The following is a 15,933-nucleotide window of genomic DNA, read 5'->3' on the forward strand; positions in this document are numbered from 1 at the left end:
AGCACGAGTACCGTTGATCTATGTAGAAATGAAGTGACTCACCTCTACAACCTCCTTGAACATGAACTCTAAAATCTTTTATTCATTCGATTGAATTTTCGTCAAAAACTTGCCGCAATCCCTTTCCTTTTCGTTTCCTTACTCCCTGCCTGTTTACCGGTTTATGCAGTAATGAAACTCTCCTCGACCGCCTTGCACATCACAAATGAATGATGACACAAAGATAAATATTTTATTTAGACCAATTATAAATAAATAGTAAAATTTTATTTTTAACTTTTTTTAAGCCGTTTCCTTTTATTGACCATCGCAGGGCTTTTTTGGGAAACTGACGCAAAGCTGACGCGCAATTACCTTTATATCGGCGAAGTGCTTTCTATTTTGGTTCCGTTGGTCAACGGTTTTCAAACGGAAGATTGGTTCTGGAAAACGCTCATCAATGGCCAAAATTCCATTGCAGAAACGGATATTTCGTGGCTATTTACGGACGTATTGAGATTATTTTTGGCCCGTTGGGCATGGAAAACACCTAACAGTCAACCCATTTCACAAAATGACAATATACAAAATTCTGTTGCCTGATCTGCGCAGCGATTTTCAATTTCTTTCAAAAACGCAAGAACCGTTTGAGTAAAATCGGCCAATCGGGCCATTTCACCAGAAGATATTTTATCAATTATATATTGCTATAGTTAAATATTAATCGTTAATAATTAATTTAAAAGATATAATATCCAATTTATAGCAGTTAAAGCAGTTATTATATCTTTTAAAAATTACTCACTTTATCTTTGCCTCAGTTCTTTCAAGTTATTGCCGTTTTGGGGTTGTTGATGACTTCAACATTAAAAAGGAATCGTGTGTAAATCACGAGCTGACGTGCAACCGTAAGCAGCTACGAATAGCTGCAAGCCGAGATACTTGCCTCCTAACGAATTGACCAATGCTTTCACGACCTGAAGCAATTGTCAGGCAAAAGGAAAGGACAATAAGTTTTTCAAAATTTATTGTTACACCAACATCCTTTTACGCGTATGCTTAAAAACAATCTTGGCTATCCCCGCATCGGTGGCCGCCGTGAACTCAAAAAAGCCTGTGAATCTTATTGGGTAGGCAACATTTCACAACAAACGTTGCTCGAAACGGGCGCTGCCATTCGTCGCCATAATTGGCAATTACAACAGGAAACGGGGATTGACCTTATTCCTTCCAACGATTTTTCGCTTTATGACCATGTGCTTGATCTGAGTTTGACATTGGGCGCAATCCCGCGTCGTTATCAAGCGGTACTGTCGGCCAATCCGCAAAACAATGCGCTTGATCTGTATTTTGCCATGGCGCGCGGTTATCAAAAAGACGGCCTTGATATCAAAGCGATGGAAATGACCAAGTGGTTTGATACCAACTACCATTATATAGTTCCTGAATTTACCAAAGACCAAACCTTTACGCTTTCGTCTGATAAGATTTTCAATGAATTTGAAGAAGCGCTTCAATTGGGCATTGTAACAAAACCTGTTTTGATAGGGCCAATTTCTTATTTGTTGCTTGGTAAAGAGAAGGAAGAAGGGTTCCACCGTTTGGAATTATTACCCCAATTATTGCCCGTTTACTACGAAATCTTGGAACGCCTCCAAAAGGCGGGCGCAGTTTGGATTCAATTTGACGAACCCTGTCTGGCGTTGGATCTAACCTATAAAGAAAAAGACGCGTTACGCTTGGCCTACGGAACTATCCGCAGCAAATTTCCGCAATTAAAAACCTTGCTGACAACCTATTTTGACGGTTTGCGTGATAATATTCTGACCGTTTCACATTTGCCTGTTTGTGCGTTGCACGTAGATGCAGTTCGTTTTCCAAGCCAATTTGACGACCTGTTAACAGCCATCAAAGAACCCATGTCGTTGTCAATAGGCTTGGTTGACGGGCGAAATATCTGGAAAAATGATTATGCCAAATCGCTGGCGTTCATTCAAAAAGCGGTGTCTAAATTAGGTATTGAACGCATGATGATCGCACCTTCCTGCTCGTTACTGCATTCTCCTTGTGATCTGGAACTTGAAAAAGAAGAAACGCAACTACCCGCCGAGATCAAAAATTGGCTGGCTTTTGCCAAACAAAAACTGCAGGAAATAAACGAGTTACACGAAATTTCGATAATCGGGAACCCTGCATTGTTGGCTCAAAATCAGCTTGCCGTTAAAAGTCGACAGTCGTCTCCTTTGATCCATAAACCACAGGTAAAACAACGAATAACCGCATTGAGCGAAGCTGACACGCAACGCCAAAGCCCATTTGAGATAAGACAAAGCAAGCAAAAAGCATTGCTGAATTTACCCTTGTTTCCAACAACGACGATTGGGTCTTTTCCCCAAACTGACGACGTACGTGTGCTTCGTGCTGACTACAAAAAGGGTCTGATAACGCAGGACCGGTACGAATCGGCCATTGAAACCTATATTCAAAAAGCCGTTTTGTGGCAGGAAGAACTCGGACTGGACGTATTGGTTCATGGCGAATTTGAACGAAACGACATGGTCGAATACTTCGGCGAATTGTTGGAAGGATACGTATTCAGTCAAAACGGTTGGGTGCAAAGTTACGGTTCGCGTTGCGTCAAGCCGCCCATTATTTACGGCGACATTGAGCGTTTGCATCCCATGACCGTGCGATGGGCTACCTATGCCCAATCGCTTACGCAGAAGTACATGAAAGGGATGTTAACGGGACCGATCACCATTCTGCAATGGTCGTTTGTGCGTGATGACCAACCTCGCAGCGCAACCATGCTTCAACTGGCGTTGGCAATTCGCGATGAGGTTTCTGATCTGGAACAGGCAGGTATCAAGATCATTCAAATTGACGAAGCAGCCCTCAGAGAGGGCTTGCCATTGCGCCGAAGCGACCGGAAAGCATACTTGGACAATGCTGTGAAAGCTTTTCGGGTGGCATCGTCGTCGGTGCGGGATGAAACCCAAATCCATACGCACATGTGTTATTCGGAGTTCAATGATATTATTGAAAGCATTGCCGCGATGGATGCCGATGTCATTAGCATTGAAACGTCCCGTTCGCAGATGGAATTGCCGGATGCATTCGCGGATTTCAATTATCCAAATGAGATCGGGCCGGGGGTGTACGACATTCACAGTCCCCGTGTGCCTACGGTGGAAGAAATGGTGAGTTTGTTGGAAAAAGCCCTGACGGTGCTTCCCGCCCAAAATGTGTGGGTAAATCCCGACTGCGGGCTCAAAACCCGCAAATGGCCGGAAACCGAGATCGCGCTCAAAAATATGGTAAAAGCCGCCGGCAAAATACGTAAAGGTATCGCTCAGGAATCGTAATACCGATTTTAACTATTCATATATGATTTGGAAAGTTTTAAAAAACTTTCCAAATCTCTCCCACCTTCCAAACACGCATTTGTGTTGTAAATTTACTATACCTTTGACGTAATTGCTTCTTGGAGAAACAAACGGTTTTGCCAAGAAGCCGAACGCCCACGTACCCAACCATTATTCCCATGACTTACGAAGAACAAATCAAAAAAGCCGAAACGCATGTTTTCAAGGCAATTTTTCCCAATACAACCAACCATTATGACACGCTATTCGGCGGCACGGCCATGCAATGGATGGACGAAGTGGCTTTTATTACAGCAACGCGGTTCAGTCGTCAGCGTTTCGTAACGGTTTCTTCCGACAAGATCGATTTCAAGAAAGCAATTCCTCACGGCACCATCGTTGAGTTGATCGGCTTCGTTCATCACATAGGTCGTACGAGTATGCAGGTGACGGTAGAAGTATACGTAGAACAGATGTACGAAGAACACCGCGAAAAAGCCATTGAAGGCACATTTACGTTTGTGGCCATTGATGAGGATAAAAATCCCATCACCATCCTTAAAAGTAATCCTGCATAATTCTTCTTTCATGTACTGATTTCCGGAAAACGGGATACTTACACTTACGGTTGTGCCATCACTCAGGGTATACGTATCCACATCCTGTGCACTCAACCCATCGGGGTCAATAAATCGCATGGGGTTGGCATTAGCGTAAAGATAGGGAGAAAAACGCCTTGATATTTCCGCCAAAGGATCTTGCTGCCAAAAACGATTACCGATAGTTGGGTCGGAGAACCTTGCCCCAAAATCATACAAATTTAGGCCAAAATCACTCTGCTGTTCGTTTTGACTGTATTTGAAATTGTCTGGAGTTACGTTTTGAAAATCAAGACCTTGCAGGCTAAGACCAAAAGGCGAATAATGATTCTGCTGCGTAATTACAGGCGGTGCGCCCGCCGTGAGGCTATCACGAAAGCTTAACCTCAAATTCCCCAGATGGTCAGTGTAGTTATACTCATAAACCCCCACCTGACCTCCCCCTGTAGGGGAGGAATAGGCAATGCACCCTTCTTCGTGGGAGCCCAACCATTAAAGCCGTTCAACTCAATAACGCTGCCAGTTATTACAATTCTTTATTTTGCTGTTTTCCCAAATAACCTCTTACAAGGGGCGTGATGCTAAACCAATTTTCTTGAGATTCCTCATCCCATAATGCCCAATAGGTTAAAAGATGGTCAAACTGACCTTTGAAAATGTTTAATACTTCCACAACTTTTTTCCAAACCTCTAAATTCTTATCTTCATCAGAAAAGGATAAATCTTCATATGAAGTTAATATGAGTGCCATAACAGCTTTTCTTAACTCTAATGAAAGGGGTTGTTCTAATATAAACTTTATAAACTCCCCAACCCGTAATTTATTGGCTAATTCTACAGGCCAGTCTTGCTCATCCCCCAATGCAGGTAGATTTAAAAGTCTATTTACTTGCGCAATTGTTGATTTATGAATTATCATAAGAGTATTGTTAAAATTCAGGATAAGCCGTTTTAACGCCTTTACCGCCCGGAACAAGTCTAATTTTACTTGGAATACCATACGAACCATCTGGAAGAATCATTCGGGCAGGAAAATTTTTCGGTATTGGCAGGGGTATTGCTCCGTTATTAAGCTTATCCAGGTTATCCATGATAAATTTTGCGGCAACTTGATCATCTAAAAACTGGCCTTGAGCCATTCCTGATCCTTTTGCACGATTTATCAGAAAATTTGTCATTTCTTCACCATGATTTATAAATGTATGTCCAAATTTTGATTTTGTCAGTTGTATAACTTCTTGAGATACTTTAGCTACATCATCCGACAATTTAAACAAAGATTTGGCCCATTTCACAATTTTAAAAAGCCCGAAACCTCCTTCTACAAATCCAAAAATGTCAACCCCTAACTGCGCCGCTTTTTCTTCCGGGGTAAAGTGTGCCCCAAATTCCTTTGGCTCTGTAGGTTTTATAACAGCATTTTGCTGAGAAGCTATTTTAGTTAAATAGATTCTTACCTAAACTACTATTTTATATTTTAGCATAACTCAATTTCCTGCATTTAATTTTAAAGTCCGAGTTTTCATTTTCCTTCAAATTACCACCTGCGTATATTAATGGAAAGAAATCAGCAATAATAATTCCGTCATCATTTACTAAAAGGGCTGAATTAATTAAAGTACTGGATTGGTTCGCGTTTTCATTAAAACGGATAGAGACTATATCCATAAAAGTAAGTTTAATTGTTTCAAACTTATAATCGTTCAAGCTATTCATACAGCTGACGACTAATTCAACGCTTTTTGAGTTTTCAAACACACGATATATGATTTCTGAAATTAGAGCATCAGAAAAATTTTCATATTTATTTATTATTTCAGCAAGCATATCTTTTTGTTTTATTGACCTGGAAGAGTTGAATACTGTACCCCGTTGGGAATTTTTAAATATTCAGGGGGAACTTGGTTCCAAGGTATGTGATTAGTGTGACCACTCCCAAGGTTACCTGGGGTAGTCATTTCATGCCCATGTCCAGATAAGAATTTTCCATGTTTACCAAAATCAACTTGATAAATGACTTTCCCTTCCGCATTATAAATATAATTTGAAACAGCTTTACCATCACTACTTAAATAAGTATAAATTGAATTGGGGGTTGCACCTGATTGCCAAGCCTTTTCTGTTCCGGAAAAAACTCTAAATCCTTCCTTAGCGGCCCCTGCTATCTCATCCGACAATTTAAACAAAGATTTGGCCCATTTCACAATTTTAAAAAGCCCAAAACCTCCTTCTACAAATCCAAAAATGTCAACTCCTAACTGCGCTGCTTTTTCTTCCGGAGTAAAATGCGCTCCAAACTCCTTTGGCTCTGTGGGTTTAATAACGGCATTTTGCTGTGATGCGGGCCGCATGACCCCACTGGGATAATATCCCTGTTTTTGCTTTTCGTCTCCCCCATCCGCTCCCTCGGGAGCTTTGTAAATACTTACCATATCCCCCTCATTGATGGAGAACATGTTACCCTCAAAATCCTGAATTTGCTGACTGCTCATGCCATCCGGATCCACAAACCGCATGGGATTGGCATTGGCGTAAAGATAGGGAGAAAATCGCCTTGCGATTTCGGCCAACGGGTCAATTTGCCAAAAACGATTACCAATAGTGGGGTCGGAGAACCTTGCCCCAAAATCATAGAGATTTAGGCCAAAATCGTTTTGCTGCTCATTTTGACTGTATCTATACAAATCAGGTGAAGTATTTTGAAAATCAATCCCTTGCAGGCTCAACCCAAAGCCCGAATAATGATTCTCCTGCGTAATCACGGACGGTGCGCCCACCGTACTGCTATAATGGAAACTCAGCTTTAAATTCCCTAAATGATCGGTATAATTGTACTCTACTGCCCCTTGGCTGTATTCGCCCTTCCTCGTGAGCTATCTAATAGAGTGAATTGCTCCTTTGGAATACTACCCAGTTTTGCAATGATTGTTTTACTTTTGCTCATTTCATAATATTTTTAAAATCCCTCCTATAGCGGACTTTATGCTTCTAATTCGTCAATAATTTCCTGTAATCGTTCCTTTGTTATTTCTCCATTAATTTCGGGGTTGGCTAACTCAAAAACTATTTCTTGAATTTCTTCTACTTCAAAATCTAAATCATCCCTACATTCTATAGCATTAGCCCAATTCACTATATCTTCAAAGTTGACCTCACCTCTGATACACCTTTTTAAAACATTAGAAAAATCAAGTTTATTTATTGTTAAACTAGGCTCTCCAATATCCCAAGGGTATTCAGATAATTCATTTTGCAATTCAAATAAATTACTTCTTAAAAAAACTAAATCTGTTAAAATATCTTTTCTGTTTCTCATATTACATTTTAGGTTTAATGTGAATGATACTACCATCAGGGGCAAATGTTGTTTTCAACATTTTAAAAGTTTCCCCTTGTGGATTTACCCACTTTTGATACAACGCACTTGAACCCGGTACTTTTCCCGGCGATGTGGCTTTAAACAAATAATTACCATCTTCAAGTAACTCAAAAGAAGCACTTGCTTTTGAATTTGCAGGAATTTTGCTTACAAATCGGCTATAATTACTCTTAACAGCTCCTTCTAAAACTGTCTTTCCCCCCTTAGCGGCAGTTTCAGCCATATATAATCCTTTAATCCAACCGGCCAGCTTGGCAAAGGCCAACTCAAAGAATACCGAACTATATGCTGCCTCCGCCAACGGATCAACAATACTGTGGGCTTTTAGGTTATAAGTATCAACGTCCAACTCCCCATTTTTAACCAATTGCCTATCCTGTTGCTTTTCCCACTTATCGCCAAACGTTTGAGGGAGCAGTTGACTCGCAGGTGCTTCTGCTTTCCCATTTTCCTGTTTTTTACCGGGTGGGTTATCTCCTTCTCTCTGCGTGGAAGTATCATAGCCCAATGTTTTCTGCGTATTGACATCATAACTTACGGTTGTACCATCACTAAGAGTATACGTATCCACATCTTGAGCACTCAACCCATCGGGGTCAATAAATCGCATGGGATTCGCATTGGCATAAATATAGGGAGAAAAACGACGTGATATTTCCGCCAAAGGATCTTGCTGCCAAAAACGATTACCGATAGTTGGGTCGGAGAACCTTGCCCCAAAATCGTTTTGCTGCTCATTTTGACTGTACTTATACAAATCAGAAGTTACGCTCTGGAAATCAACCCCTTGCAGACTCAACCCAAAAGGCGAATAATGATTCTGCTGTGTAATTACAGGTGGAGCACCCACCGTAAGGCTATCACGAAAGCTTAACCTCAAATTCCCCAGATGGTCAGTGTAATTGTACTCATACTTGCCATTGGCAATCCGCCCCTCTTCGTGGGCGATTTGATAAAGCGAGCCGTTTTTGTAAATAAATTCGCCGGCATAGTCCCATGTTTCACCCGTAGAATTTTGCTTGCGTAGTTTTTGACCATCGGCACCATAGTGATACTTTACCCAACGCGAATTGGTCAATGTCAATTCGTTGGGCAATCGCAGAAAGTTGTAATCAATTTGGGTAATGTCTTTGTTGCCGTCTTTTTTCAGGTCACCATTGGGCCAATAGTCATAATCATCCGTACCCGTATTTCGGTCTCTGAAATCGCCCACGTCTTGGTTGCCACTGATGGCATCGCTTGTGTAGGAGAGTTTATTGCCGGCGCTGTATACAAACGACAGTTGATCCTTATTTTAATTTATTCAATCCAATTTTTATTCCATAAAATATAGCTCTCAATAAGACCGAACCAATAAGTATTATTATCCACCAATAAGGTAACACCCAAGTAAAATAATATATTACTGAGCTTAATGTGTCTTTATACCATATTCCTGTTTTACGGAAAGCATCATCCCCAAAAAATAGGTAACAAAAACCATTGCAAAGAGACCATATCAAAAATATATTATTGATTTTTTCATTTCTTTTTTTCGTTTAATAAAGCCCCTATTCGGGGCTTTATTTATATTTTTTTTCTACACAATCCTTGCAAGACTCGACTCTCTTATAAAACTCCTTGCTACTTAGTTCGTGTTTTTGATAAGAGATTTTTTCATTTGTCAGTATTTTTACTCTACTATAATGATGAGTTGTATCAGCGTCATGCCACGTATACTTTACGAGTATTTCAGTTGAATCAAAATAAATTTGTTCACAGCGTTTTTCAATGTGTTGATATGAGCCTTGCTTGGAATTAAGACTTAATATATGCCCCGCCTTTGTATCATTTTGGTTATAGATTACTTTAAAATTACCTAATAATTTATCTACCTCAGTAGTGTCGCTTTCAGAAGTCCAGCAACCCTGTATAAAAGTTAACAGCAAAATACATATGCGGTATTTTGTTATTTTATTGATTGATTCCATATAAATCTAAAATATTGAGTTGTTAATGGTTGATTTCCTGATTTTGATGGGTCTCTGGCTCTATCTGAGGATGTGCCAAGTTTATGGTCAGAGAAAGACGAATTAGTTTTTGAATCATATACAGCAATCGTTGCCGTATTACCATCAGCATTTACTCGCATTGAAAAACCAAATGAGCCGACAACATGGACAGGGCTAACGAGTTTTTCTTCTCCTATCAAAACTCGTCCTAAGTAAGACATTAAAGAACCTGGGCTATAACTTCCTGAAAATGTTTCTCCTTTTGATAGTTTACCATCGGCAGTTAGAGCTGTTGTACCTGCTGAAACTAAATCTTTTACTTTATCCCAGTTTCGTACTGATTCTAATGCTTTACCACCTGCAACAACGACATTCTCACTCCCAGCACCTACAACAAAACCAACTCCTACATTAGCAATGTTATTCATGCTGACAACTTCACCCGTTGAATTATTGGAGTTTTGGTAGCCTCCGTGAGGATTATTTGAAAAGTCCATCTCTGGATTTACTTTTAATGTTGTCCCCGCTCTAATTTTGTCAGCATTTTGCAGACCATTTAAACTTGCTAAATCTTGTATACTAACACCATATTGCTTTGAAATTGATGTTAAAGTTTCTCCTTTTTTTATGGTATGGGTTATTGGGTCGTCTGGTCCCATGCCAGTTGGGTCTATGAATCTAACGGGGTTATTAAAGGCATAATTGTACGGCGACCAAGCATAAAATTTCTCCGCTAATGGGTCAATACCCCACATTCTGGGCACGAGCGGATCATACATCCGCGCTTTGGCATCAATGATTTCTAAATTAAAATCCGTCTGCCGTTCGTGATTTGTAAAATCAAAGAAATTGCGTTGGGGTACGTTTTGGTAGCTTAACGCAGACAAGGTTTCGCCCCAAGGGCCTAAATGACTTTCCTGCGTAACTACAGGCGGTGCACCTGCGGTAAGACTGTCTCTAAAACTCAGCCGCAAATTTCCCAATTGGTCAGTATAATTGTATTCGTACACAAAATTACTGCCGCTTGGCACTATGCGCCCTTCATCGTGGGCTATCTGATAAAGCGCATTATTTTCATAAATGTACTCACCTACATAATCTACTGTTTTCCCCGTGGAGGTTACTTTTTTACGTTTCGTTCCCGTGGCATCATAATGATAACCTACCCATCGGCTACCCGAAAGTTGGATTTCAGCCACCAAATCTATGAAATTATAGGAGATGTTTTCAATCCCTTTATTGGCATCCGTTTTTAGATTTCCATCAGGCCAATAGGTATAATCCTGATTGTTTGGATTGTCCTGAAAACCGGCTGGTTCTCCCGAAATATCCGTAACCGATTGAGGCTTATTGGAATAATTGGGGTAAGTATATTGCAAATCATCTGTTCTTCCATACAAACCGTTATTCTTCAATCCATTGCGCCACAATTGCGTTAGATTGCCGTTGGCATCGTACTCGGCTTTATCCAAGCTGAAATCCTCTTTTCCACCGCCGTATTTCGCCCCGGTGAGGCGGTTGGCGTGGTTGTAGGTATAGGTAAAATGCCGCGCGGCAAGGGGTTGGGCGGGGCTTTGGGTCAGCCAAAGTTGTTTTCTGAGGCTGCCATCAAAATATGTCCCATCGTTTTCATACTGTAACGAGAGAGCAAACAGGTCGTTTTGGGCGGCATTGAGCGAGGCTACGCCGTTGGGCGCGTTGATGCCCGTCAGCCAACCGCGCAGGTGGTAGTCGTAGTCAATGGTTTGCAGGGCGTCGGTGGTGCCGGTGCCGCCACCGGGCACGATCTGCGCCAGGTAGCTGCCGAGTTGGGCAGCGTTGATGAGGGTGCCGTTGGTGAGTTCTATTTGCCGCGTGGCTTCGTCGGTAGCAGCAGGTGCCGGGTTGGCGGGGCGCGCAATGGCACTGAGGCCCGTTCCCGTCGTTTGATAGGTGCCCGTGGGTTGAATCTTCTTTTGGATCAACTGCCCACGCTCGTTATAGCGGTAGTTGGCGATCTCTTTTTCTACGCCGTTGAGGCTATGAAAATACGTGGTTTTACGGCCTATGTGGTCGTAGAGGTAACGATGGCGCGTCACTTGGTTGGACGCTCCCGAGCGGTTGTGAGTGGTTTGCGTCTTTTCAATTTCTCCCGCGTGCAGGTAGGCATTGTCCACGCGATCAGTCCCGCCCAAGTGGTTTTGTTGGTGGCTCTGCACCATCCGCGCTTTGTCGTCGTAGTAAAAGGTGCCCGTCAGGAAGGTATTATTTTCCAAATACCGCACCTTTTTGCCCGTCAGCAGGCCCGTGGCATTGCCGAAGTCGCCGCCGTAGCCGCCCTGCGCGGTATAGGCGTGATCGGCAGGTCGCCACGCGTCGTAGGTATCGTAGTAGTTTTCGGTTTGGAGATCGCCGGCCGTGATCGCAAAAGGAAAAGAAGATGTGCCGGCGGTCTCATACGGCGTGGGGATGTTGTCAAACTGCGCCTGTAGGGTTGAGCGGTCGGCGGTGTTGGTCAATACTCCCGTTCTGCATACGCGCCCGTGAATATCGTATTGCGTAAATTGCCATTGGTTTTGGAGGCGTTCATTTTCGTCCTGCGTCAGCACGGGGCGGTCGAGCACATCGTACACCGTGTACGCCCATCCCGCACCGGGCAGGTGTTTTTCGGTGATGCGCCCCCGGGCGTCATAGCGATATGCGTAGATGCCTTCGCGGAAATAATCGCTGTCTTCCACGAAACCCGTTTGTGCCTCGTGGGCTTTGGGCGGCACCACGTAGCGCAATCGCCCCAACTCATCGTAAACGTAGGCGGTATAATAAAACGTGGGTGCTCCGCCGGCGGTCACGTCTTTTTGGGTGCTTCGCTGCACTACGCGACCCTGTTTATCGGTATAGACAGCGGTATAGTGGCCCTGTTCGTCGATGGTCAGGTTTTCGGTCAGGGTATAAAAGGCATACCCGCCGGTGGCAGCCGCCCCCGTGGGTGTCAGCTCGTAGCGCCGCGCCTGTGCGCCACCCAAGCCGTACTGCGTATCGGTGAGTCGGCCGGCGGTGCGCCATGCCTGTCCGGGGCCGTAGGTGGTACGGATACGGTCGAAGGGCGAGCCGTCAAAATCCTGATGCTCGGTATAGGGGTAAGCGTCGCCCTGCACACTGCCGGGCAGAGGGGCCAACGCGCCGTCGCCGGCGTAGGCAAAGGGCAGGTAGGTTCGCTTGGGTCGGCCGATGAGATCGTAGGTTTGGGCGTTGGTCACGATGTCGGCGGAGGCATCGCCGGCGGCGCGGTGCAGCACCGTTTGCAGGGGTCGGCCCAGCCCGTCCACGTACGCAAACTGCCCGACGCGTTGGGTATAATCCTCTGGCAATGATGCCGATGCAACGCGCGGCACGTACTGTTTTACCACGTTGGGAGCATAGCCGTACCGATACGCCTGTACAATATTCCCCTGATGATCTTTGCGGTGCAGAAGCCGCCCGAGGGCGTCGTATTCGTAGCTGCTCTGCACCCCGCGCGGATGGGTGGTTTGGGTCAGGCCAAACAGTGAATTATGTACATAGGACGTGTACTGCGACTGATTGCTGCCGTAGGCTTGGGTGCTGCTTTGCAGCAGGTGATTGGCATAATATTCATAGTGGGTCACGGGGCCGCGCTCCAATTGTTCCTCGGAAAGTTCGGCGAGGCCGTTGTAAGTAAAGGCAGCCCGTCGTTCGTATTGGTTATCAAACACTATATCCCCCGCCACATACGACGGATTTACGCTCATGCGCTGCGGTACTTTCAGGATCCAAACGGCCGAGGGCAACGCCGCCAGAAAGTTACTGCCGACCAAAAAGGAACCGTAGTGGGTCAGGGTGCCGCCCGTTGCCAACATGGTCGCGTCGGTTTCTCCTGCTTTTTTGAGGTACGTCAGGCGCTCAATTTCGGCATTTTGGTTGCGGTCTTTCATGGTTTTGAGTACCGCTGCCGTGCCCGAGAGGCTCCCGCTGAGGTCATAGTCCAACACAAATCGGCTTGTGGTGATCAAACTGTCGCCTTTGCTGTCGACGGTAGCCGTGCGAATGGGTTGGGTGTGATTGGCGGTATACCGGTAGCGGGTGGGCAGGCTCAATTCCTGCGTACCGTCGAAGTTGTATTGGTATTCCTTTTTCTCCAGCAACAACAGGCGGTATTCGTACAGGTTATACGCTGTAAAAGCCACCGAAACCGTGGACTGATTGGGCACCTGAGCGCAAAGCGGACAAACATCCTGCACAAGCTGAATGGCCGGCGCGTTGGTCAAGGCAGGGGTACCTGTCAAACTTTGGTAGGTGTATTCGGTTTTGCGTTGGATCCGGCCGCTTTCGTTGTAATGTTCTTCGTGATCCAATTTGCCGTTGACCGCATAATACAGCGCCGAACTCGCAGGGATAGGATACACCCCTGCACTGATACTGCTGAATGTACTCGTGTAGCCGGCAGCCAAATAATAGTAGTCACTGCGACCACCGCCCGCCCGCGCTACGCTTACCCGGCCGTAGGCAATGGCCGAGCCGCCCATGGCAGCAATATCGCTGTATAGATCGCTGCCCGCGAGGCTGGGGCTGTTTTGTAAACAGCTTGCATTAAACGTTTGCAAGGCTCCCGTCAGGGGCAGGCCGCTTTGGACAAACATGCCCCATTCGCTTGAATTGATAGTACGGCGATAGCTTGTGGCCGGAAAAGCTTCAAAGGGGCTGTTGTAAGTGAATGTTCGGGTTTCGGCAACCCCTGTGGCAGCAAAATCTTCTATTTTCTGAATCCGTAATCCGCCTTTGTAAGTAAGCGGATTCGTCTCGTAGTGGGGTTCAAAGGTAAAAAGGGTATAGCCCCCCGTTGGGTAAGTGATCTTCTGCAAATGCGCCGCTTGCATAAATGCCCAATTAGGTGTTCGATTCCCGTTTGTGAGCGTGGTTGCGGCTTGGTCAGGAGGAATCAGGCTGTTATTTTGGCTTTGACCGTTGTAATAGCCCCAATGGTCACGCTGATAAGACAATCGACGTGGCAATGCCGTCGATTCATACGCAAAGCTATAGGCAGGTTTGGTCAGGGTGTTGTTGCAGCTCTTTTCCTGTATCGACAGCAGTCTTAATCTTTTCAAGTCGGTGGTTCCGGCATCCCCGCCAACGCCGGCAGCCATGTCAATCTCCGGAGTAGCAGCACTTTGGAAATAATCGTACGTAAGATTGAACCGAAGGCAGGAACCGGCATCGCCTATGGCGCTGACCTCAATGTGGTCCAATCGTTTACTGTCCCCTTCTACATCTTCACGGGTGGTGTTTGCCCCAAAATTTACTTCCTGTTGGCGGCTGTAGATTTTTAAAAGTCGTTGGCCGGTGATTTCCGTAGTGCTGATGCGTTCATTGGAAGCAGGGCCGTTGTAGGCATTATCTGTCGTACAAAAAATACGTTTTTCGCCGTTGATGTTTCGGAAAGTGGTCGTTTCGGGGGTATAGGTCAGATAGATGTGCTTTTGGCGGTCGGCACTTTCGATTTGGGTTAAGTACCAAGCGGAGCGAAAAGCCGCAGTACCGGCTAAAATTGAGGTTCCTGTGGCGGTTTTGGAGACTTCAAAGGCATTGTTTTGACCAAAATAGTAGCGTGTTCCGTTGGGAGTTGTCAGAATAAATGTATCGAACTGATACGTAACTGCATTGAAAATGACTTCTACTGTGATGTCCTGTTGAGGAATAAAATGAGGTTTGCGTTGGGCATCAAAGAAAAACTTCCCCGTTAATCCCCCCAAGTTGTAGTTAAACAGGTCGGGTTCGGTATCATTGATACCCAAAGCAGCGGCCAACAGTTGGTCAGAAGCGCGCAGGGCATCGGTGGAGGAGGTACTGCCGGCCACAACAGGAAAAGTGGGGTAACCATAATTTTGATAATAGCCCGTGAGGGTTCCGTAGTAAGCCGTTGCAGGTACAGAACCTTTGTTGCCTCCACTCCAACTTTCATCCGGGCCGCCGCGCACCTGCCGACTAATGACACCCCCTGCGTTTAAGACCCAATTGAGCCCCACCCAACTTGCCACGTCTGACACCCGAACACCCCCTGTGTGGTATTGCAATGAAATGGGAAGCTGTACATTTCCTTCGGAAACGATAGCAATGGGGATGGAAATTTGGGGAAGCCCATTATTGAAATTGACGGGTATATCGGCAAATTTCCCCAAACCGGCCACATTGGGAGAAGCCACCGACAAGCCACGCAACAATTGATCAGGGGCGGTTTCGACAGCAGGAAGGGTAGTGTCTTTGGATGGTTTTTTTAGGGTGTCAGAGCGAAATACTGAAATTTGAGCCAATGCGCTCAAGGGCAGAAACAGTAAGAAAAAGGTGTAGCTATTCTTCATCGGCTTATCAACACAACCAAAGCATCAACAGTTTTTATGCTTTATAGTTGAGACTCTGAATAGATATACCGGTAACACCTTAGTCCTTTTATTCAAAAAACCTTTCGATCCTCAGCAAAAAAAAGAAGGTAAAAGTAACACGGGCCTTCTGAAAAACATTTACGTTAAGTAGTCGAGCAAGTTTTAGAGTTTTTACACGCATAGATATTACTCCGGCGAGCGGGCAGGTCGGGTTGGAGAATGACCTACTTTTTCAAATACTCTACAATT

At 44.7% G+C, this 15,933-nt stretch carries 11 protein-coding genes, 1 pseudogene and 1 riboswitch; of the genes and pseudogenes, 3 read left to right on the forward strand and 9 right to left on the reverse strand.

Features of this window, described 5'->3' with window-relative positions; genetic code table 11:
* Positions 1-300: 300 nt before the first annotated feature.
* The 3 genes from ACQY73_RS03150 to ACQY73_RS03160 all read left to right on the forward strand — a co-directional run bounded on the left by ACQY73_RS03150 (position 301) and on the right by ACQY73_RS03160 (position 3,922).
* Positions 301-582 (forward strand): hypothetical protein, encoded by a 282-nt coding sequence (locus ACQY73_RS03150; RefSeq protein WP_428661326.1) that lies wholly within the window; start codon positions 301-303, stop codon positions 580-582.
* Between the two features lie 225 nt (positions 583-807).
* Positions 808-943: riboswitch (cobalamin riboswitch) on the forward strand.
* Positions 944-1,034: 91 nt separating this feature from the next.
* Positions 1,035-3,344, forward strand: coding sequence for a 5-methyltetrahydropteroyltriglutamate--homocysteine S-methyltransferase (gene metE, locus ACQY73_RS03155; RefSeq protein WP_428661329.1), 2,310 nt, complete (start codon positions 1,035-1,037; stop codon positions 3,342-3,344).
* Between the two features lie 179 nt (positions 3,345-3,523).
* Positions 3,524-3,922 (forward strand): acyl-CoA thioesterase, encoded by a 399-nt coding sequence (locus ACQY73_RS03160; protein WP_428661332.1) that lies wholly within the window; start codon positions 3,524-3,526, stop codon positions 3,920-3,922.
* Between the two features lie 105 nt (positions 3,923-4,027).
* On the opposite strand, the pseudogene ACQY73_RS03165 reads toward ACQY73_RS03160, so the two are convergent.
* From ACQY73_RS03165 to ACQY73_RS03205, 9 genes and pseudogenes are all read right to left on the reverse strand, one after another.
* Positions 4,028-4,375 (reverse strand): annotated as a pseudogene (locus tag ACQY73_RS03165) (RHS repeat domain-containing protein); the annotation flags it as partial.
* A gap of 94 nt (positions 4,376-4,469) precedes the next feature.
* Entirely contained in the window at positions 4,470-4,862 is a 393-nt protein-coding gene (locus ACQY73_RS03170) for a hypothetical protein (protein WP_428661335.1), read from the reverse strand.
* 10 nt (positions 4,863-4,872) lie between these two features.
* A complete protein-coding gene (locus tag ACQY73_RS03175) occupies positions 4,873-5,238 on the reverse strand; it encodes a hypothetical protein (RefSeq protein WP_428661337.1) in 366 nt (121 codons plus the stop codon).
* 175 nt (positions 5,239-5,413) lie between these two features.
* Entirely contained in the window at positions 5,414-5,770 is a 357-nt protein-coding gene (locus ACQY73_RS03180) for a hypothetical protein (protein ID WP_428661340.1), read from the reverse strand.
* Positions 5,771-5,781: 11 nt separating this feature from the next.
* Positions 5,782-6,720, reverse strand: coding sequence for an RHS repeat domain-containing protein (locus ACQY73_RS03185; protein ID WP_428661343.1), 939 nt, complete (start codon positions 6,718-6,720; stop codon positions 5,782-5,784).
* Between the two features lie 203 nt (positions 6,721-6,923).
* Positions 6,924-7,259, reverse strand: a complete 336-nt coding sequence (locus ACQY73_RS03190; protein ID WP_428661345.1) for a hypothetical protein — start codon at positions 7,257-7,259, stop codon at positions 6,924-6,926.
* Position 7,260: 1 nt separating this feature from the next.
* The gene (locus ACQY73_RS03195) at positions 7,261-8,535 is read right to left on the reverse strand and encodes an RHS repeat domain-containing protein (RefSeq protein ID WP_428661348.1); all 1,275 of its coding nucleotides are present in this window, start codon (positions 8,533-8,535) and stop codon (positions 7,261-7,263) included.
* A gap of 349 nt (positions 8,536-8,884) precedes the next feature.
* Positions 8,885-9,292, reverse strand: a complete 408-nt coding sequence (locus ACQY73_RS03200; RefSeq protein WP_428661351.1) for a hypothetical protein — start codon at positions 9,290-9,292, stop codon at positions 8,885-8,887.
* Positions 9,271-15,663 carry a DUF6443 domain-containing protein gene (locus ACQY73_RS03205; protein WP_428661354.1) on the reverse strand — a complete coding sequence of 2,131 codons (6,393 nt, stop codon included), beginning with the start codon at positions 15,661-15,663 and terminating at the stop codon, positions 9,271-9,273. The genes ACQY73_RS03200 and ACQY73_RS03205 overlap by 22 nt, the downstream gene beginning before the upstream one ends.
* Between the last annotated feature and the right edge of the window lie 270 nt (positions 15,664-15,933).

This window comes from Runella sp. (assembly GCF_965279615.1).
Classification (GTDB): Bacteria; Bacteroidota; Bacteroidia; order Cytophagales; family Spirosomataceae; genus Runella.

What these genes read in the sequence shown, in the direction of transcription:
- ACQY73_RS03180 (WP_428661340.1), bottom strand. Translation starts at nt 5,770, where the DNA reads ATGCTTGCTGAAATAATAAATAAATATGAAAATTTTTCTGATGCTCTA.
- ACQY73_RS03190 (WP_428661345.1), bottom strand. Translation starts at nt 7,259, where the DNA reads ATGAGAAACAGAAAAGATATTTTAACAGATTTAGTTTTTTTAAGAAGT.
- ACQY73_RS03160 (WP_428661332.1), top strand. Translation starts at nt 3,524, where the DNA reads ATGACTTACGAAGAACAAATCAAAAAAGCCGAAACGCATGTTTTCAAG.
- ACQY73_RS03200 (WP_428661351.1), bottom strand. Translation starts at nt 9,292, where the DNA reads ATGGAATCAATCAATAAAATAACAAAATACCGCATATGTATTTTGCTG.
- ACQY73_RS03170 (WP_428661335.1), bottom strand. Translation starts at nt 4,862, where the DNA reads ATGATAATTCATAAATCAACAATTGCGCAAGTAAATAGACTTTTAAAT.
- metE (WP_428661329.1), top strand. Translation starts at nt 1,035, where the DNA reads ATGCTTAAAAACAATCTTGGCTATCCCCGCATCGGTGGCCGCCGTGAA.
- ACQY73_RS03205 (WP_428661354.1), bottom strand. Translation starts at nt 15,663, where the DNA reads ATGAAGAATAGCTACACCTTTTTCTTACTGTTTCTGCCCTTGAGCGCA.